The 19,765-nt window shown below is 61.0% G+C and carries 16 protein-coding genes; 11 read left to right on the plus strand and 5 right to left on the minus strand.

What is annotated here, in order from left to right:
* Positions 1-71 precede the first annotated feature (71 nt).
* A complete protein-coding gene (locus L6R21_20475) occupies positions 72-1,250 on the plus strand; it encodes a class I SAM-dependent rRNA methyltransferase (GenBank protein MCK6561580.1) in 1,179 nt (392 codons plus the stop codon).
* Here the strand turns inward: L6R21_20475 and ppk1 are convergent.
* On the minus strand, positions 1,247-3,454 hold the full coding sequence (gene ppk1 / locus L6R21_20480; GenBank protein MCK6561581.1) for a polyphosphate kinase 1: 2,208 nt from the start codon (positions 3,452-3,454) through the stop codon (positions 1,247-1,249). The genes L6R21_20475 and ppk1 overlap by 4 nt on opposite strands.
* Positions 3,455-3,666: 212 nt before the next feature.
* Between ppk1 and L6R21_20485 the strand changes: the two genes are divergently transcribed.
* From L6R21_20485 to L6R21_20500, 4 genes are all read left to right on the plus strand, one after another.
* Positions 3,667-4,929, plus strand: coding sequence for an MFS transporter (locus L6R21_20485; GenBank protein MCK6561582.1), 1,263 nt, complete (start codon positions 3,667-3,669; stop codon positions 4,927-4,929).
* Positions 4,930-5,002: 73 nt separating this feature from the next.
* Positions 5,003-6,151 (plus strand): hypothetical protein, encoded by a 1,149-nt coding sequence (locus tag L6R21_20490; protein MCK6561583.1) that lies wholly within the window; start codon positions 5,003-5,005, stop codon positions 6,149-6,151.
* 4 nt (positions 6,152-6,155) lie between these two features.
* On the plus strand, positions 6,156-7,364 hold the full coding sequence (locus tag L6R21_20495; protein MCK6561584.1) for a C40 family peptidase: 1,209 nt from the start codon (positions 6,156-6,158) through the stop codon (positions 7,362-7,364).
* A gap of 118 nt (positions 7,365-7,482) precedes the next feature.
* Positions 7,483-10,095 carry a sigma 54-interacting transcriptional regulator gene (locus L6R21_20500; protein MCK6561585.1) on the plus strand — a complete coding sequence of 871 codons (2,613 nt, stop codon included), beginning with the start codon at positions 7,483-7,485 and terminating at the stop codon, positions 10,093-10,095.
* Between the two features lie 121 nt (positions 10,096-10,216).
* Here the strand turns inward: L6R21_20500 and L6R21_20505 are convergent, their stop codons facing one another.
* Together L6R21_20505 and L6R21_20510 are read right to left on the minus strand one after the other, a co-directional pair.
* A complete protein-coding gene (locus L6R21_20505) occupies positions 10,217-10,810 on the minus strand; it encodes a class I SAM-dependent methyltransferase (protein ID MCK6561586.1) in 594 nt (197 codons plus the stop codon).
* Positions 10,811-10,855: 45 nt separating this feature from the next.
* Positions 10,856-11,233 carry a DUF1353 domain-containing protein gene (locus tag L6R21_20510; GenBank protein ID MCK6561587.1) on the minus strand — a complete coding sequence of 126 codons (378 nt, stop codon included), beginning with the start codon at positions 11,231-11,233 and terminating at the stop codon, positions 10,856-10,858.
* Between the two features lie 161 nt (positions 11,234-11,394).
* Between L6R21_20510 and L6R21_20515 the strand changes: the two genes are divergently transcribed.
* The 6 genes from L6R21_20515 (at position 11,395) to L6R21_20540 (ending at position 16,381) form a co-directional block, all read left to right on the plus strand.
* On the plus strand, positions 11,395-11,559 hold the full coding sequence (locus L6R21_20515) for a hypothetical protein (protein ID MCK6561588.1): 165 nt from the start codon (positions 11,395-11,397) through the stop codon (positions 11,557-11,559).
* Positions 11,560-11,652: 93 nt separating this feature from the next.
* Positions 11,653-12,318, plus strand: coding sequence for an outer membrane beta-barrel protein (locus L6R21_20520; protein ID MCK6561589.1), 666 nt, complete (start codon positions 11,653-11,655; stop codon positions 12,316-12,318).
* Between the two features lie 98 nt (positions 12,319-12,416).
* Positions 12,417-13,274: a DUF4097 domain-containing protein gene (locus L6R21_20525; protein MCK6561590.1), complete on the plus strand. Its 858-nt coding sequence runs from the start codon at positions 12,417-12,419 to the stop codon at positions 13,272-13,274.
* Between the two features lie 132 nt (positions 13,275-13,406).
* Positions 13,407-15,008 carry a hypothetical protein gene (locus L6R21_20530; protein MCK6561591.1) on the plus strand — a complete coding sequence of 534 codons (1,602 nt, stop codon included), beginning with the start codon at positions 13,407-13,409 and terminating at the stop codon, positions 15,006-15,008.
* Position 15,009: 1 nt separating this feature from the next.
* The gene (locus L6R21_20535) at positions 15,010-15,729 is read left to right on the plus strand and encodes a hypothetical protein (protein ID MCK6561592.1); all 720 of its coding nucleotides are present in this window, start codon (positions 15,010-15,012) and stop codon (positions 15,727-15,729) included.
* 181 nt (positions 15,730-15,910) lie between these two features.
* Positions 15,911-16,381, plus strand: a complete 471-nt coding sequence (locus L6R21_20540; GenBank protein ID MCK6561593.1) for a nuclear transport factor 2 family protein — start codon at positions 15,911-15,913, stop codon at positions 16,379-16,381.
* 116 nt (positions 16,382-16,497) lie between these two features.
* On the opposite strand, the gene L6R21_20545 is transcribed toward L6R21_20540, so the two are convergent.
* Both L6R21_20545 and L6R21_20550 read right to left on the minus strand, forming a co-directional pair.
* Positions 16,498-18,672 (minus strand): PBP1A family penicillin-binding protein, encoded by a 2,175-nt coding sequence (locus tag L6R21_20545; GenBank protein ID MCK6561594.1) that lies wholly within the window; start codon positions 18,670-18,672, stop codon positions 16,498-16,500.
* Between the two features lie 66 nt (positions 18,673-18,738).
* Positions 18,739-19,509 (minus strand): UDP-2,3-diacylglucosamine diphosphatase, encoded by a 771-nt coding sequence (locus L6R21_20550; protein MCK6561595.1) that lies wholly within the window; start codon positions 19,507-19,509, stop codon positions 18,739-18,741.
* Positions 19,510-19,765: the final 256 nt, after the last annotated feature.

Below are 19,765 nucleotides of genomic sequence, written 5' to 3' on the forward strand. Positions count from 1 at the left end.
GCCGGTGCTCCTCCGCGCGAATCAGTATTGCACCCTGCGCCGGCAGCAACCGGCCGCCAATGAGTTCCCGCATGCCCAAACTCTTCCTCAAACCCGGCCGTGACCGCGCGGTGCGCCGGTTTCACCCCTGGATCTTCTCCGGCGCCGTCGGTCGCCGGGAGGGTGAGGCCGAACCCGGTGCCGTGGTCGACGTGTTCGGCGCCGACGCCAAGTTCCTGGCGCGCGGCTTCTACAATCCCCACTCCCAAATCGTTTGCCGTCTGCTCACCTGGCAGGAGCAGGAGATCGGCCGCGAGTTCTTCCGCGAGCGGATCGCAGCAGCCTATCACAGCCGGCTGCGCCTGTGGCCGGCCGCCGAAGGCACCGACTCTTTTCGCGTGGTGAATGCCGAGGGTGACGGCCTGCCCGGCTTGATCGTGGACAAGTATGCGGATTTTCTGGTGGTGCAGCTCGGCACGGCGGGCATGGCGGCCAGGCGCGCGATGGTGGCTGAGGCGCTGCAGGAAGTGATTTCGCCGCGCGGCATTTTCGAGAAGAGCGCCGGCCCGGCGCTGCTGGAGGAAGGATTGTCGCCGGCGGTGCAGGTGTTGTTCGGCGAGGCGCCGCCGGAAATCATTACGATTCGCGAAAACAACTTGCGATTTGAAGTGAATGTCGGCGCCGGCCAGAAGACGGGCTTCTTTCTGGATCAACGCGAGAATCGCGCCTGGGTGGCACGCTTGAGCGCCGGCCGCAGCGTGCTCAACGGCTTTGGCTACACCGGAGCGTTTTCGGCTTATGCCGCCCATGCCGGCGCCGCCAGCGTGGTGACGGTGGACTCTTCTGCCGCGGCCATCGCGCTGGCGCAGGACAATTTTCGGCGCAACGGCTTGACCGTGGTCGCGGAGAATTTCGTGACCGCGGATCTCTTCCGCTATCTGCGCGAAACCGCGCTGCCATTCGATTTGATTATTCTCGATCCCCCGGCCTTCGCTCACCGCCAAAAGGAGGTCGACAACGCCGCCCGCGCCTACAAGGACATCAATTTGCAGGCGCTGAAGATCATCGCGCCGGGCGGATTGTTGCTCACCTGTTCCTGCTCGCAGCCGGTTTCACCCGATCTCTTTCAAAAAATCCTGTTCGCTGCCGCGGTGGATGCCAATCGCCGCGTGCGCATCCTCGGGCAGAGCGGCCACGCTCCTGATCATCCCATCAGCCTCTATCATCCCGAAGGCCGCTATCTGCAGGCGGTTTTGTTGGCGGTGGATTAATCGCGCGGCCGCGGCACGGCCTCGCTGCTCTCCGGCTCCAGCTTGGTGAAGCGCTGGGCGTATTCGTACAAGGCCTCCTGGGAGCGCACCGGTTTGCCCTCGGTTTTCCGGCGGAGGTTGGTGCTGTCGGGCAGCAGCACGCGCGTTTTGACGTTGTCCGCCATTTGCAGGTCGATGATGTCCTGTACCTGCTTTTGCAGCTCGGGATCGAGCACCGGAAAGGCGACTTCCACGCGGCGGTCGAGGTTGCGCGTCATCCAATCGCCGCTGGAAAGGAAGTATTCCGGGTTGCCGTCGTTCTCGAAGCGGTAGATACGCGCATGTTCGAGAAAGCGGTCGATGATGCTGATCACGGAAATGTTTTCGCTCAAGCCGGGCACGCCCGGTTTCAGGCTGCAGATGCCGCGCACCAGCAGTCGAATCGGCACGCCGGCGGCGCTCGCGGCATACAGCTCATTGATCATGTCGGCATCCACCAGTGAGTTCATCTTGGCGATGATCCCGGCCGGCTTGCCGGCGCGGGCATTTTCCGCTTCCCGGTGGATGCGGCTGACGAACGCGCCGCGCAGATAGTGCGGGGCAACCAGCAGATGCTTGAACGGCCGCGGCGTGAGATCGCCGGTGAGCATGTCGAAGACGGTGGCGACTTCCTGGGTGATCTCCTCGCGCGCGGTGAGCATGCCGAGATCGCCGTAGATCTGCGCGGTTTTGTCGTTGTAGTTGCCGGTGCTGAGATGGCAATACAGGCGGATCATCCCCGCCTCCTTGCGCGCGATCATGGCGAGCTTGCAATGCGTCTTCAAGCGCGGCATGCCGTAGATGACGTGCACGCCGTGCTTTTCGAGTTTCTTGGCCCAGGAGATGTTGGCTTCCTCGTCGAAGCGCGCCTTGATCTCGACGATGGCGGTGACGTGCTTGCCCTTCTGCGCGGCGCGCGCCAGGGCCTTGGCGATTTCCGATTTGGCCGAAATGCGGTACAGCGTGATCTTGAGGGAGACCACGTTGGGATCATCCGCCGCCCGCTTCAGGAATTGTTCCACATAGCTGAAGCGCTGGTAGGGGTGATGCAGCAGCACGTCACGCTTGCGGATGACGGCGAAGAGATCGCGGTTCTTTTCCAGCACGGCAACCGGCAGCGGCGGCAGCGGGGGATACTGCAAATGCGGCGCGCTGAAGCCGGGGAACTGCATGAAATCGGAAAAGGAATGATAGCGGCCGCCGGGAAAAAGGTTGCTGGGGGAGAGCTTCAATTCATGCACGAAGGTATCGAGCACGCGCTGCGGCATCGCCGGGTCATAGAGAAAACGCGTTGCCGGCGCTTTGCGGCGCTGGATCAGGCTCTTCTCGATGGTGACGAGCAGATCGTAGGCTTCCTCCTCCACGTAATCCAGCTCGGCGTCCCGCACGACTTTGATGGCATAGCAGCCCAGCACTTGTTCGCCCGGAAAAATCTCGTTGAGATTCAGGCGAATAATGTCATCCAGCCGGATGACGTACTTCTTGTCGTCCTCCGAGGGCAATTGCACGAACCGGCCCAGCGCCTGTGAGGGAATCAGCACCAGCGCCAGCCGCAGCGAGAGTTTCTTCTTCGATTTCTTGCGATGCGCCAGTTCCACGCAGAAGTACAGCGTCTTGTTGTGCAGGCTGGGGAAGGGATGAGTGTAGTCGATGGTGAGCGGCGTGAGCAGAGGCTTGACGTTGCTTTGGAAGTATTTGCCGGCAAACGCCACCTGCTTGGCGCTGGCGCTCTTTTCATCAACCAGCAGGATGCCGGCGCGCTGCAATGCCGGCAGGATTTGTTCCTGAAAGCATTGGCCCATGCGTTCATGCGCCCGATTGACGCGCTCAGAGATCGCCGCCATCACCTGCGCCGGCGCCAATCCGTCCGGGCCGGGCACCGTTACTCCTGCTTCGATCTGCCGCCGGATGGTCGCCACGCGCACCATGAAAAACTCATCGAGGTTCGAAGCAAAGATGGCGAGAAACTTCACCCGCTCGAGAATCGGCACGGTTTCATCCTGCGCTTCTTCCAGCACGCGCGCATTGAACTCCAGCCAGCTCAGATCGCGGTTGTTCATGCGTTGTTGCGCCAGCGCCGCTTCGGCGGTCGCGCTGACGAGTTGGCCGTTGTCGGCGTTTGCGGCGAGCTTCGGCGCCGACAGCACGCTGTCGTCTTGAGCTTCAGATCGTAGGGAAGTGTTCATAGCAGAGTCCGCCTTCAGCGATTGCAGCCCGGAACCCCCGGCACAGCGCCCCCATGAAAGCCAATTCCGCGCTGAAAAGCAACTGGAAATATCGGGCGGAAAACACGACCAGCGCTTGTGTTGGCGGAAAAAATTTGTTACACTATCCGCCACTTTCAGCCCCGCGATGCCGTCTGTCGCACCCATGCCGAACCAACGGAGAGAGAGAACCCATGCCCCCTGCGCACGCCGTCACCTGGCGCAACGGTTTCAAATCCGCCTTTTGGATTGCCAACGTGCTGGAGCTGTTCGAGCGTTTTGCCTTTTATGGCTCAAAGGCCGTGCTCGCCGTTTATCTCGCCAATACCATCGGCCTGGGCGCGCAGACCGCCGGTAGTCTGGCCGGGCTTTATTCCGGACTGATTTTCTCGCTGCCGATTATCGCCGGAACTTTCGTCGATCGCTACGGTTTCCGCCGCACGCTCATGGCCTGCTTCGCGATGTTCTCGCTCGGTTATTTTCTCATCGGCTTGGGCGGCATGTCCGCCGGCCAGGGCCTGGTGCAGGCGCTCGGCAAGACCGGCTACATCACCTCGGTGCTGGTTCTCACCGCGATCGGCGGCTCGCTGATCAAGCCCTGCATCGTGGGTACGGTCGCAAAAACCTCCCATCCCGACGTCAAGGCGCTGGGCTATTCGATCTATTACACCCTGGTCAACTTTGGCGGCGCGGTCGGCCCGATTCTCGCCCTGCAAGTGCGCGAAGGCCTGGGCATCGAGTACGTGCTGGTGATGTCTTCGCTCGTATCGCTGCTGCTGCTGTTGGGCACCTTCCTTTTCTTCAAAGAGCCGGAAGTCGAGCCAATCGGCGGCAACCCGCGAACCCTGGGCCAGGTCTTTCGTGACATGCTGCTGGTTTTCGGCAATTTTCGCTTCATCAGCTTCCTGGTGATCTTCTCCGGCTTTTGGATCATGTTCTGGCAGATTTTTTACTCCTTCCCGTTTTATGTCACGGATGTGCTCCAATTTCCGCGTTTCGAGTTGATGGAAACCATCGATGCGTGGACCATCATTTTGGTGGGCGTGCCCATGACCGCGCTGGTGAAGAAGTGGCGGCCGATCACTGCCATGACCCTGGGCTTTGCCCTGGCCAGCTTTTCCTGGTTGATCGTTGCCGGCTCGCCGACGGTGATGGCGGCCATTGTCGGCATCGCGCTGTTCGCCTTTGGCGAGGCCACGCAAGCGCCGCGCTTCTACGAATACGTGGCCGGCCTCGCACCCAAAGACCAGGTGGGCACGTTCATGGGATTTGCCTTCCTGCCGGTGGCCATCGGATCGTTTGTCGGCGGGCCGCTCGGCGGCTGGCTGGTGCAGCATTATTTGCGCGACACTATGAACCCGGCGATGATGTGGTACATCGTCGCCGCCGTCGGCTTCGTTTCCACCGCTTTGATGCTGCTCTACAACAAGTTCTTTGCCCCGCGCGAGGCGAGTTGAGTTTGATGCAGGTTCGCTGCAAGCAATTTGTCTGCCGGCAGGTGCTGCCCGGGCAGGAAGGAGAACGGTCGCCGTGCTCAATCATGAAACCATGACCGATACGGAGCTGTTGCGTGCGACCACCATTTCCAAAGACAACTACAGCGCAGTTTCGCTCGCGGCCCTTGCCGGTGAGATGGCCCGCCGAGGTTTGGATGCCATTCAGCTCTTGAGCCGCGTGCAGCTTGCCGGCGATGAAGGCGAAACCCAAGCCTGCACGATCGCGGCGGCACTTGCCAAAATCACCGCTGAAACTGAGCTGTGGAAACCGCTGATGTTCACCAATGCCGTGGGCGAGCAATTGATTCTGCAGCGACAATTGTCCTTTTGGAATGCGGATTTCCTGGATCAGGAGGATTACCAGCATTCCTTTCTGCTGCAAGATGTCGAGCAGGCGCGCGAATTGTTCCGGGCGTTTGCGCAGCTCGCAACCGCGGCGGTGGCGGTGTTGGCGGAATTCCATTTGGATGAATGGGAGACGGTGCTGCAGTCCAACTCGCACGTCCGCCTGGAGAATGTGAGCCGGGCGCTCACGGCAGCGGCGGTGGCCCATGTGGTCAAGCCGGGTGAGGGAGCTTCCTTCTACCTGCTGGTGCCGGCGCAGGCCTTTGCGCCGGCGTGTGCCGTGGTCGAAGGTCTCGATCAACGCCGCGCCGCGCTGGAAGCGGCAATCGACAAGCTGCCGCCACGCGGCCGGGAAGAGCAGCGACTCGAGTTGTACGATCAATTGCTGCCGCTCACGGAAGAACGCGCCGTGCTGCAATTCAACCGCGGCGTGCTACTCTTTGAACTGGGCCGCAGCGAGGCGGCGGCGGCCGCCTTCGGGGAGGCCGTGGGAGCGGACCTCGCCGTACTGCAGGAACAGGACTGTCTGGACGATTTGGAGCATTATCTTGAGAATCTGTCTGCCCGTCTGCCGGCCCATGTTGAGATGCTGCACAGTCTGGCCGTGGTCAAAGTTTTCAAACAACGCGATGAAGAGGCGACGCTGCTCTACGACAGGATTCTCGCGCACTGTCCGGAGGATGCCATCGCCCACTTGAATCTGGGATATCTTTTGCACGCGGAGCCCGCGCAAAGCCACCGCGCCCTCGCCCATTTCAAGCGTTACCTGGAGCTGGTGCCGCAGGCCGAGGACCGCACCCTCATCGAGCGACTTGTGGCCGAGTTCAACCGGGAGTAAGATCATGCCGCCATTTTTGCCTTCGCTGCGCCGATCTGGTGCGGTGCTGTTGATTGCGTTGCTGTTCGGGATGGGATGCAAGCGCCTGGAGAAAGATCTGCCGCCGGCGGTGACCGAGGCGATCAAGAGTGTGCAGGAAAAACACTGTCCGGACCGGCGGCTCTGCGTCTTCAATGTGCAAGTCGTCATGCTCGGCGCCAATCTCAAGCTCATCGGTGAACTGTCCGACACGGCGACGCGCAATGAACTGGTGGCGGCAGTGAAACAGGCCGCGCCCAACTTCAAGGTCGAGGAAGAAATTCGGCTGTTGCCGGACGAGACGCTGGGCGGCAGGCGCTTTGCGATCGTGCGCACCGCGGTCGCCAACATGCGCAGCCAGCCGGAACACGAGGCCGAGTTGTCCAACCAGCTTCTCATGGGCAGCCTGCTGGCGCTGCTCAAGAAGGAACGCGGCTGGTATTACGCGCAGACGGAAGACGGCTATCTCGGGTGGCTGCCCTCCGGCTCGCTCGAAGTCGTGACGCAAGCAGGCCTCGATGCCTGGCTTGCCGCCGAGTTGGTGGCGTTCAATCGTCTGGATGGCCACGTGCATCTCGAACCCAAGACCAGTGCCCTTCCCCTGACTGCGCTGGTGTGGGGCTGCACCCTGCGCCGGTTGGAAACGATCGAGCCCAAAGCCGGTGCGGGCAAACAGAAATGGGTGAAGGTGGAATTGCCCGACGGCCGCCAGGGATTTCTCGAGGCGGAATTGCTCAGTGAGCGCGACAAAGTCTTCCTGACCACACCCGGCTCCGCCCAGGCGGTGGTGGCAACCGCGCAGAAGTTTCTCGGCGTGCCCTATCTCTGGGGCGGGTCCTCACCCAACGGATTCGATTGTTCCGGCTTCACACAAATGGTGTTTCGTCTGAACGGCGTGGCGCTGCTGCGCGATGCCAGCCAACAGGCGCGCCAGGGCGTGGCCGTGGCGCCAGGCAATGATTTCGAAAATCTGCAGCCCGGCGATCTGCTCTTCTTCGGCGAGACAGCAGGCAGGATCAGCCACGTCGCGATCTCGCTGGGCGGGCCGCGCTTCATTCACGCCTCGGATTTCGTTCAAATCAACAGTCTTGCGGAAAACGACGACGACTATTCCGCCTATCGCCGCGAGACGTTTCAATTTGCCAGGCGGCACACCACACTCAAAACACCGCCGGCGCCCACCGGTCATGATTGAAGCGCTGCTGCGCCGGATTTGGGCTTCCTCATTCCCGAAAAAGCCACGACTTCACCCGCCCGCCTGCCGAAGCGAGGCGGCCGGGCGGTGAGTGCCGGGACATTTGCTTGCGCCTGCCATGATGCCGCACACCTTTCGCAAGATAAGCGCACACCCCGCGGTCATGCTCAGCATTATCGCGATGTGCTTCAGTGTTTTGGCTCTCATGCCGTTTGCCTGGCGGAAAAATGCGGAAGAGGCCGTGGTCGATCTGCAATTTCGGCTGCGGGGCGAACGGCCGCTTTCGGATAAAATTGTCCTGGTTTATCTCGGCGCAGAAGACGTGCAGGCGCTGGGCGGCTGGCCGATCACGCGTGACTACTACGGCTATCTCCTGCACGGCTTGAGCCGCGCCCGCGCGCAGGCCGTGGGCATCGACATTCTCTTTGATCGCAGCGATCGCCACTATCCCGAATTCGACACCCTGCTCGCCGACTTCATGCGTTCCTCCGGCAACGTCTGCCTGCCGCTGGCGTTTGCGGAACTGACACCCGCGGATTCCGCCGCCGGCGCAAGCCGCAACCTGCCGCCCCAGCTCGCGACCGGCCGCGCGGCTCTCCTGCCCCTGCCGGCATTCCGCGCCAATGCCGCGGCATTGGGATTCAGCAACTTCGCCAGCGCCGGCATCATTCGCAAGACCCCGCTGGTGCTGCGGCAGGGTGACACGCTGAGCTATGCCTTTGGTTTTGAATTGGCGCGGCTTTACTTGGGGATTGCGGCCGACTCCGTGCAAACTACCTCGCGGGCGGTGCGGCTGGCCGGCGCCAAATCGGCGCGCCGCGAGATCCCGCTCGATTCTGCCGGCCGGCTGCGGCTCAATCATTTCGGCAGTGTCGATCACGTCACGGCCCTGAGTTTTGTCGATCTCCTGCGGCGTTTCAGCAGTGCGCCGGATTCCCTTGATTTCAGCGGCAAAATCGTGCTGGTGGCCGCCACGGCGCCGGGATTGCCCGTGCTCAAGGCCACGCCGCTCGCCGAGGCCTTGCCGGCCGCGTTGATTCATGCGACGATCGCAGAGAACCTCATCGAACAAAATTTCCTGCGCGAGGCGCCCGCACTGGTGCAGGTGGTGATGATTGCGCTGCTGGTGCTGGCAGCCTCGTGGATCGGCCGCTCCCGCCACGCGGCAACGATTCTCGTTCTCAGTCTGGCGGTGCTGGCCATTCTTGCGCTGCGCGCCGTAATTCTTTTTCGCACGGCCCATCTCATCGTGCCGGTGTTGATGCCGGCGCTGGCTTATCTCACCGCGATCGCATTCCTCGGCATTCGTCGCCAGCAGGCGCGGCAGGTACAGTCTGGTGAAGTGCAGCGCCTGTTGCAGCAGCAAATCGCTGCCAAAGAAACCGAGCTGACGCAAGCGCAAGCCCGGTTGCAGGAGGCGCAGCAGCAATTGCAGGAGGAAACGGCAGCCTCGGCGCAAACGCGGCAGCTTGCGGAGGCGCGCCGCAATGCGATTCTCGCGCTCGAGAAGCAACTGCGTGATTTGCAGAATTACAGCATTGCCGCGGAACCGGTCCGCGCCACGCCCTCGCCGGAGATCATTCACGCCGCCGGCAGCCCGCTGGCGCGTGTGCTGGCCACGGTTGCGAAAGTCGCCGCGGAAAACCTCCCGGTGCTGATCATGGGCGAAACCGGCAGCGGCAAGGAATTGATCGCGCGCGCGATTCACCGCGCCGGGCCGCACCCGCATGCGCCGTTTGTTGCGGTCAATTGCAGCGCACTGCCCGAAACGCTGTTGGAGAGCGAGCTGTTTGGCCATGAGAAAGGCAGCTTCACCGGCGCGCAAGCGCGACGGCGCGGCCGCTTCGAACTGGCGGAAGGCGGCACGATCTTTCTCGATGAAATCACCGAAACCACGCCGGCGCTGCAGGCCAGGCTGCTGCGCGTGTTGCAGGACGGCACCTTCGAGCGGCTGGGCGGCGAGCAAACCCTGCATGCCAGCGTGCGCGTCATTGCCGCCTGCAACCGGGATCTGCCGGCGGAAGTCGCGAGCGGCCGCTTTCGCGCCGATTTGTTTTATCGCCTCAATGGCTTTCCGCTCACGCTGCCGCCGCTGCGCGAGAGAAAGGAAGACATTCCGCTGCTGGCCGCGCATTTCCTGACCAAGCACGGCCATCATTCCGTGCGCGGGTTCTCCGAGGCGGCGATGGCCGGCCTGCAGGCCCATACCTGGCCCGGCAACGTGCGCGAGCTGGAGAACCTCGTGCGCCGCGCGGCGATTCTGGCGCGCAGTGAAGGCCGTGATTTGATCCAAGCCAGTGACTTGCCCAAAGAACTTGCCGAGCCGCCGGCAGAGGCCACTACGGCAGTGCTCTACAAACCGCTCGACGCGCAGATTCTGGAAATGCTGCGCCGCTTGCGCTTTTCACGCGCCGCCATCAGCCAGACGGCCAAGGCGCTGGGTAACCGTGATCGCGGCACGATCACCGAATATTTTCGCGGTATTTGTTTTGAGAATTTGGTTCAGGCGGGATTTGAAGTGCGGGCCGCGGCGCAAGCCATCGCCGCCACTGCTGACGCCGAAGTGATTGGCCGCGTACAGGCCAAGATCGAGGAGTATTTGAAGAATATCCCTGCCGGCGCCACGCCGGCTTCCTCTTCTTCTCTATTCAAAGGATTGCCGCAGAAATATCGGCCTTATTTGCAGCAAGTGATGGAACAGCGCAGCCGCTTCGGCAAAACTCCAAGCTGAGCACCGCTGCCGCGCAGCCGGCTCGCAGCCGCTGCCACCCTCCGAATTGCATTTCCACTGAAATCCAGTTGGCCGGCCGAGCCGGGGCTTGCGCGCAACTCCCGCCGCGGGAGTTGCATGCTCAGGGCTTGCTGGCCAGAATCTGCACCACTGCGCTGCGGCCGCGATGCAGCAATCCTTCCTGCACCTCGCGTTCAATCTCGCGCGCAATGTGAAAGTCCAGGCCGCGCAACTCGTCCGACAAGGTTGGAAGATCCATCAATAGCTCGATGGTGGCAGGCCCGCCGGTTTTGTATTGCAACTGTGCCGGGGTGTAGGCTTCCAGCACAAACATGCCGCCGGGCTGTAATCCCTCCACCACGCGGCGATGCAGCGGCGCCCGCACTGCGCGGGGCAGATGCGCGAAGATCGCAATCACTGCGCTCCAGGCCTCGCGTGCGATGACGAATTCCGCCAGGTCGGCGCAAACCGTTTCCACTTTCACCTCGCGCTGCTGCGCCAGGCGCTGGAGCTTGGCCAAGCCCACTGCCGACGAATCCACCGCGACGACTTCAAAGCCCTGCTCCGCGAGAAACACGGCATTGCGGCCTTCACCTTCGGCCAAGCACAACACTCTGCCGGCCGGCAGGCGCTGCCACACGGAATCGAGAAAGTCGTTGGCCTGTGTGCCGTAGACGTAATCGGCAACGCTGTAGCGCTGATCCCATTGGTTCATCGCCGGCTCACCATTCTGCGGGAAACGAGGACGCGCTGCCTGTCTTCATGGCGCGGCAATGATTTTGACCTCCGGCTCGTTTCGCGGTTTGGCATTGAGAAAGCCGAACAGGCGCACTCCCAGGAACACGTACCAAGCGCGAAAGGCAGTCATGCCGTCTGCGCGGCAGCACTCGCGCAGGATTTCGTCCGCGCGCTTGCGGTAGACTTTGTCGTCGAGCGCGCGCAGCCGCATCAACTGATAGAGGGCATCGTGGACCAGCGAGCCGCGCATGAAGTTCTTGGTGTCGAAGGTCGGGCCGCTGGGGCCGTCCCACGCGTAGGCTTTGCGCACGATCAGCAGGCCGTCGCGGTGCAGCTCGAGGAATCTGAGTAGGATGTCTTCGGCCGGCTTGATGTCGATCTCTTGCTGGTATTCCTCCATGAGCTGATATTTGTAATGCGTGAGTTTGCGGTAGTAGGTCTTCACGGCAGTCTCCTTTGAGGGCTGAAGATTGCGAGAGCTTGGTGACCAGGCTCGATCGCGGTTTCAGGGTGATCGTTTGTTCGAGACAGCACGGTCGGCCAATTTAGCAGGCCGGCCGAATGATGCAAGCCATTTCTAAAGACACCGGCGCCGCTCTTTTCCCGCGGAATAATTCCGCATTCGCCCGTAGTTTCCGCATTTCCAACCATTCTCTCTTTCCCTGCAATTCTCTGGAATCATTCGAATTGAAGCGCTACGGCAAAACTGGCATTCTGCTTGCCTGATGAGAAGGCAATTGCGGGACTTCCGCAAACACAAGAATCACCCGGAAAAATCCGCAGTCCAGCAATACTCATCAAGTGAAAGTGAGGAGTGAAATGAAACGCAAAACATTCGGCATGGCATGCGCCGCCGCCCTTGCAGTGTTGTGGTATGGTTCAGCACAAGCACAACACACGCCCAGGTCCACCGGCCTGGTGGTGCGCGGCAGCTTTTGGGATATGAACGAAGGTCCGGACCATATTCGCATCATTGACCGGCCGCACTATCACGCCGTGGAAGGTGGCGGCGCCGGCGGCTGGCTGACCTTACTCTCGCGCACCAGCGACTACTGGTTCATGGAATTCAGCCTGGGCGGCATTTCACGCGAGATCGCAAGCGTATCCCGCATTGACGGCCAGGACACGCAGGTGATGACCGTGGTGCCGGTGTTGTTGGGCATGCGCTTCTATCCCTTGCCAGCGCAGAACCGCAGCAATCTGCGGCCTTATCTCGCAGCCGGCGGCGGACCCTACTGGTTTGCCGATGTGTTCGTGCGCGAAGAGTACTTCCACGATGAAGAGGTCAACGTCGACACCGAACTCAAGCCCGGCGGTTATCTCGGCGGCGGCCTGGATTTCATGCTCACGAGCTGGCTCGGCCTGAATTTCGATGCCAAGTATCACTTCGTCGATTTCAACGCCAACTCGGATTTCAGCGGCTATGAGTGCGGCTTCGGTTTGCAGTTCATGTGGGGCAAGCATCGCCCGGCGCGCCGTGACTGACGGCGCGCTGCGAGGCGAATCCAACACTCAGCAACCGCCGGGCGGTGCCGCTGCTTGCTGCGGCACTGTCCGTGCACATGCAGGCAAAGGAGAAAAAAATGAAAACACTTACCGATACGAGACGTATGCTGTGGCTGCTTGTCAGCCTGGCGTGGTTGCCATTCAGCGCATGTGAAATTGACCGCGTGGTGGACGCCGGCGGCCAGGCGACCGAGCGGGAGACTTTCTCTTTTCAAGTCGAGGCCGTGAATCAGAGCCGTCTGCGGGTGGAGGGCATCAATGGGCCGGTCGAGATCGTGGGGGTGCCCGGTGCGACCACGGTCGAGATCTGGGGTGAGCGCCGCGTCACCTCGCAGAGCCACGAAGATGCGGCCGCGTATCTGCGCCATCTCGAGGTGCGGGTGAGTGACAGCCGCGAGGAGGTTCTGGTCAAAACGATCCAGCCGAATGATACGCACGGCCGCACGCTCGAAGTCGTTTATCATCTCCGGCTGCCGGCGGCGTGGCAGGTGCAGGTGAAGAATGTCAACGGCAATGTTCGCGTCGATTCGCTGCAACAGCAGGCGAAAATCAACCTCGCCAATGGCAACGTGGAGCTGTACGAGATCAGCGGCACGGCCACTGCCGCGCTGACCAACGGCAACCTCGTCATGCGCGGCGTGCATGGCAATGTCAGTGGCGAGCTGATCAACGGCAATATCTTGGTGGAAACCAGGCTGGTGCCGAACGGCGTGTGTGAACTGAGCGCGGTGAACGGCATCATCAGTTTGCAGATTCCCAAAGCCACCTCGGCGGAGTTGGAAGCGAAGGTTTCGAACGGCACCATCAATCTTTCCGGATTGACGCTGCAGGTGGCAGCTTCTTCGCCGCAAACCCTGCGCGGCCGGCTGGGCGCCGGCGAAGGCCGGATTGCGCTGGCAACGGTGAACGGCAACATTCTGGTCGCCGGTTTCTGAGGCACGAACCCGGCGGGCGCGGCTGCCGGAGGTGCCGTGCCCGCACCGGCGTTGTTTGGGCTTGGTTGGATGAAGAGAATTTGGTATTTTCCGGCGCAAACCGGCAATCATATGATGGCAAAGAGGGAAGCGATGCGTGGATCCATTCTGGTGGTCGTGGCGGCCGTGTTACTGCTGCCGGGCGCGCTCTGGGCGCAGAGACCTTCGCGGGCAAATGGCATTGGCGTGCGCGCGAGTTATTGGAATCTCGGTGATCAAGCGACGCGTTTCGACATTTCCACCACCAACACCAAGTTCACGGTCAGCGGTGTCGGCGGCTGGCTCAATTATTTTTCGCGATTGGACGACAGTTGGTCGGTGGAGTTCAGCCTGGGTGCGATCGCGCGCGTGCGCGGCGATGAAACGCCGGCGAGCGGCACCAATCTCGATGTCGCCGTTGTTCTTCCCATTCTTGCCGGCATGCGCTATGAGATGCTGCCGGCGAAGAGCAGCAGCGCGGCGCAGCCCTACTTGTCTGCCGGGCTTGGCCCTTATTGGGTTTCTTCCTTTCAAATGCGCGACGTCGGCACGGGCGAGACGGTCTCCGGCGGCGGCAGGAGCCTGTTTGGCGCCTATGCCGGCGGCGGCTTGAATTTGGTGATGCGAAGCTGGGTGGCGTTCAACTTCGACGTCAAGTATCATTTTGTCGATATCAAAACGCAGCGGGGTTTGGCGGGGCTGCATGCCGGCAACGAATTCAGCGGCCTCGATTTCGGCCTGGGTCTTACTTTCATGTGGGGCAGCAGACGCGAGTTGTTTCAAATCAAATCGACCAAGCTGGTGGTGCAGGATTTGTACCCGGCCTATTATCCTTTCTATCAGACTTATCCGTTGGCGTTGGTGACGATCAAGAACACGGCGGGCTTTCCCATTGAAGTCAATGTGCAAAGCAGCATTCGCGGCTTCTCGGAACGGCCGAAGGACAGCGGCTACATTCGCATCGAAAAGAAGGAGACCAAGGACATTCCAGTCACCGCGATTTTGAGTCCGCGCCTGCAAGCCGTGGCCCGGCGCGAGCCCGCGATTCTCGACATTCGGGTGGAGGCGCGCGCCGGCGGTAACGTGCGCAAGGAGACCAGCGCGCAGCTCACGGTGCACAGCCGCAACGCCTGGAATGGTGAAGTCGATAAGTTGAGTTACTTTGTGACGCCGGAAGATGAAGCCGTGCTGGGCTTGAGCCGGCGCGTCCTGCGCGATTCCAGCGCGGCCGGCGTCTTCGCTAAAGCCCAGGCGCTCTTCGGCGCGCTCGCGCACACCGGTCTGCGCTATCACAGTGATCCCAACATTCCGTTCTATCGCGATGATCGCGTGCAATTTGCTTCCGAAACGCTGGCCCTGGGCGCCGGTGATTGCGATGATCTGGCGGTGTTGTGTGCCTCCCTGTTCGAAAGCGCCGGCATTCACACCGCCTTTGTCGATGTGCGCGATCCGCAAAAGGAGTTGGCGCATCTCTATTTGATGTTCGATACCGGCGTGACCGCAGCGCAGGCCGCCAGCCTGAGCAGCAATGAGAAACGCTATCTGTTGCGCGAGAATCGCATCGGCCAAGCCACTGCCTGGATTCCGCTGGAGACCACCCTGGTGGCGAAGGGCTTTGCGGAAGCGTGGCAGGCGGGCGCGCTGCAATATCTCGAAGACGGCATGCTGCGCAACGGCCTGGCCGAGGGCTGGGTCAAAGTCATCGAGGTGGAATAACATGATCAAGAGAATTGGCATGGCGGTGGCGGCCGGGTTGCTGATGGCTTCGATGCTGTGGGCGGCGCCGGCTGCGAAGATCATCAGCCTGAAGGGCGAAGTGAAAGTTCGCCGCGGCGTGGAGGAAAACTGGCAGCCGGCACGGGTCGGGATGCTGTTGGAGACGATTGACACCATCCTGACGTTTGAAAATGGTGAAGTCGTGCTGGAGATGCCGACGGGCGCAACCTTCCGCTTGAGCGGCAACACCTGGCTGGAGCTGTCGGATCTGCGCACTATCAGCGAGCGTGAATTGTTTCTGGCGTTGATGTCGCAAAAGATCAGCAAGATTCCCGCGCCGGCGGAGAAGACTCGTTTGCGCATCGGCAATGTCAGCGCGGTGCACGGCGAGCAAAAGACGGCAGCGCCGGCGCCCAGCGCAGCGGCGGAAACCGTGCGCTGGCGCCGCGAAGTGAATGGCGCCAACGCGCTGCTGGCGCAACGCTATTTCCCCAACGCTATTCTGCGGCTGCATCAAATCATGGCGAGATATCCGGAGGTGGTGGATTGCGGCGAAATGCAGTTCTCGCTGGGCCAGGCCTTCGAGGCGCTGCAGCGAACCGGCCAGGCGCATGATGCTTACCAGGCGGCGGTCGCGCAAGGCCAGGGCGCGGCGTGTGAGGCTGAGGCCGCTGCACGCACGCGGGTGGCGCAGGAGAAGTTGAAACAACTGTCGAATTGAACCTGCCAAATGAGAGGGCGGCGTACCGGTTCGCATGACGGCCAGCCGGCCGCCCTGCTTTCTTCCTTGCTAATTTCCCCCGGAAATACAATATTCCCCCCGTTTTCCGACTGCATTCCTTGCATGGCTGGAGGAGTTTCTTCATCAATAGACCGGGAGGTGTCTTATCGTCTCGATCAACTTGGTTCTGCAGATTCTCGTCTTTCTCGTCATTGTGATCGGCGGCGGCATGTTGGCGAAAATCTACTTTCAAAAGGCCAAGGTGACGAAAGAAGACCGGGAGACATGGAAGAAGAACGCCATCGCCCACAACAAGAAACTGGATGAGGCGCTGGCCAAGAAGGACGACAAGGCCTACGCGGACTTCCTGCATCCCAAGTCTTCACGCTTTCAGCCCAAACTGCCGTTTCGCATCGACGGCTCCGGGGAGGTGCTCAAGCGGGTCAAGAGCCAGATGGAACAGACCATCGGCGCCACCAGCGTCATCCACTCCAGCGGGGAGGTTTACCGCGAAGTTTTGCTGGTGACCTACAACTACATGACCGAGGGAAAATTGGGCGAGAAGTTCGTGGAAGGTTCCGGCAAGGTCACCCGCGTGTGGGTGTATGAGAACGGTTGGAAGCTCGTGCACGAGCACATGAGCGAAAACTGACGGGCCGCGGCCGCGCTGCGTTCACTCGTACGGTGGCGGCTGCAACGGGGCGGGAGAGACGCGAGCGAACAAGCCCGCTGCTTCACGTGTATGAGGCAGCGGGCTTTTTGTTTGGTTCACGTGCGGTGCGCGGAACGGCGGCGTTGCTGACTCTTTTCGCGGCCGTGATGGATGTGGCAGCGCGTTTTCGGTTCAGTGCCTGCGCGGAAGATGGCGTAGGTCGTGCTGGGGCATTCTTCGTTGGCAAGCTCTTTGGAAATGGTGCAGATTTCCAGTTTGTAGACGGTCGGCGGCTGGTTGAAGTCTTCCACCTGCAAACCCAGCGTGTCATGCGCGACTTTCATGAAGGGCGCCCAAATCGGCAGGCAGATCGAAGAGCCGGTGCCGCGTTCAAAGGACATATCCTGACGGTCGAAGCCCACCCACACGCCGGTGGTGAGTTGCGGGGTGAAGCCGATGAACCAGGTGTCGCGATATTCGTTGGTGGTGCCGGATTTGCCGCCGGCGGGCCGGGTGAAGCCGTATTTGCTGCGCGCGCCCACGCCGGTGCCGAAGCGCCCGGGGCCGGCATGAAAATCCAACACGCCGCGCATCATGTCGGTCATGATGGTGGCGGTTTCCTTGCTCAAGACTTCGCTGCCGTGCGGCCGGTTTTCTTCGATGAGGTTGCCGTCCTTGTCCTCGACGCGGGTGATGAAAATCGGCTCCATGCGCACGCCCTGATTGGGAAAAGCGGAGTAGGCGGAGGTGATTTCGATCGGAATCACTTCGCCGGCGCCGAGCGCGATCGATTCGTAGGGCGGAATGTTGGTGGTCAACCCCATTTTCTGGGCATATTTCACCACCGTGGCGGGATTGGCAATCTGCTGCACCAGCCGCACCGTCGGCAAATTGAGTGAGCGCGCCAGTGCTTCGCGCAAGGTGACAAAGCCGCCAATCGAGCCGTCGAAGTTCTGCGGCCGCCATTCGGTGCCGTCGACCTGTTTGACCACCACCGGCTGATTGAGCACTTCAAAAGTGGGCTGGTAGCCGTTGTCGATCACCGTGGCGTAGACGAAGGGCTTGAAAGCCGAGCCGGGCTGGCGCTGCGCCTGGATAACGCGGTTGTACTTGCTTTCGTCGAAATCGCGCCCGCCAATCATGGCCCGCACGTAGCCGGTCTTGGTTTCGATGCAGATGAAGGCGACCTGCACGGCGCGCTGGCTGCTGAGGAAATTGTTGAGCAGGGCGGAATCGGCCACGAATTGCTGCAGCGTGAGGCCCAGGCTGTCGAGCATTGTCGGCGTGATGAGTTTGAGATGTTCGCGTTTGCGGATGACATTCTTGTTGACCTGGCTTTGCACTTCGCGTAAATGCTGCTGGATAATGCGTTCGGCCAGATACTGGGTGCGGGTGTCCAGCGTGGTGTAAATCTTGAAGCCCTCGGTGAGGAGGTCGCGGCCGTATTTCTGCCAGAGCAATTGCCGTACGTGCTCGGTGAAGTAGCGCGCGGTGCCGTAATATTCGTTGGCGAGCGTGGCGTGCACGCCCAGCGGCAGGTCGGTGAGGTGCTGCAGCTCGGCGGCGGCAAGCAAGCCGGTGTTGTACATGTTACGCAAAACGAGATTGCGCCGCGCCTGGCAGCCGGCCGGGTTGCGAATCGGTGAGAGTGGCTCCGGCCGTTGCACCAGCGCGACCAGTGTCGCCGCTTCCTGCAACTCGAGGTCTTGCACGTTTTTGCCGAAATAACGCTGTGCCGCCATTTGCACGCCGTAAGCGCCATGCCCGAGATAGACGTGATTCAAATACATCTCGAGAATCTCGTCTTTGGTATAGGTCCGCTCGATCTGAATCGCGGTCATGATCTCCTTGATCTTGCGGGTGATGGTTTTCTCCGGCGTCAAATACAGCAGGCGGGCGAGCTGCTGCGCGATCGTGCTGGCGCCCTGCCGTTTCTCCATGTACATGAGATCGATGGCCAGCGCCTGCACCAGCCGCAGGGTGTTCACGCCCCAATGGTTGTAGAAATTGCGGTCTTCTGTCGCGAGCAGTGCCTGCTTGAGATGGGTGGGAATCTGGCTGAGCGGCATGAATGCCCGCCGTTCCTCGAAGAATTCCTTGATGAGTTTGCCGTCGCTCGAATAGACTTCCGAACCGAGTTTGGGCTTGTAGCTCTCGAGCTGACTCGGATCCGGCAAGTCGTGGCTGAGATCATTCAGAAGCAGCGCCAATGGCACCCCGACCAGCAGAAACAAGGCGCCAAAGACCATCCAGGTGGTTTTCGACTGCAGCGTACTTGAAGAAGATTGCATGTTTGAGCCTCAACTCTGGTGATGTTTACGACAGCGAGACGAACGGCCGGGCGGAAGTGCGGTGCGTCAAGGCGGTGACACCGCCGCTTGCGCGGCAGCCGCGGCGAGCTGGCCGGCGTCGCTCCACCGCAACAGCACCGGGCCGCGTTCATCGAGGCGGCAATAGGTGAAATGCGTCATCCAGTCGCCGAGATTGATGAACGTCTTGCCGTTGATCTGCTCCACCTTGGGCTGGTGGGTGTGCCCCATCAAGACCACGTCGAACCCCTCCATGATTTTGCTCGCGGCGTAGGCGCGATACTCGCGCTCCCAGCGGCTGTCACTCTGGACGTAAGTGCGGCTGGTGTGTGACATGCTCTTGGCGAGCGGCACGCCGAGGTCGGGCGTGAGCAGGCGATACAAAAAGATGTTGACCGGATGCTGCATGATTCGTTTGAGCAAGCGGTAGCCCACGTCGCGTTGGGCGGTGCCGTCGCCGTGGGTGATGAAACAGTGATAGCCGCAAAGATCGCGCGCAATGCCGCCGGCGTGCACGGTGACGCCGATTTGGTTGCGAAAGTACTCTCCCAGCCAGAGATCGTGGTTGCCGGCCAGGTAGTCGATGGGCAGTCCGGCTTGGCGCAGCTCATAAAGTTTGGCCAGCACCGCGAAGTGACGGTTCGGCACCGCATGGCGATACTCGAACCAAAAGTCGAAGAGATCGCCGACGATGAACAGGCCGGCGCCATGTTGCTTGACATGCTGCAGAAAGGCGACGACCTTTCGCTCCCGTTCCGGGTCATCGCTGCGATGGGGGGCACCCAAATGCGCATCGGAAAATAGAAAATAACTCGGCATCACCTCGACGGCGAATTGTGAATCGTCCAGTTGCAGGCAGAGGCAGCCTCATCCACAAAAATTGAATGGAGCGCAATGTAAAGATTCCCGGAGCAACATGCAACAAGCGCGCACTCCTGCTGCTACCGGCGGCAAAGGTGCACGGATCAGGCTGGTTGCAGGGTATTGTGGCGTTCAGTCCCCGTTGCCTCAAAATTAAATGTTACCCAAATTTGTGAGAACTGGGGTGATTTTGATTTATTGTTCTTTTGCTGTT

Source organism: bacterium, assembly GCA_023150945.1.
Classification (GTDB): Bacteria; Zhuqueibacterota; Zhuqueibacteria; order Zhuqueibacterales; family Zhuqueibacteraceae; genus Coneutiohabitans.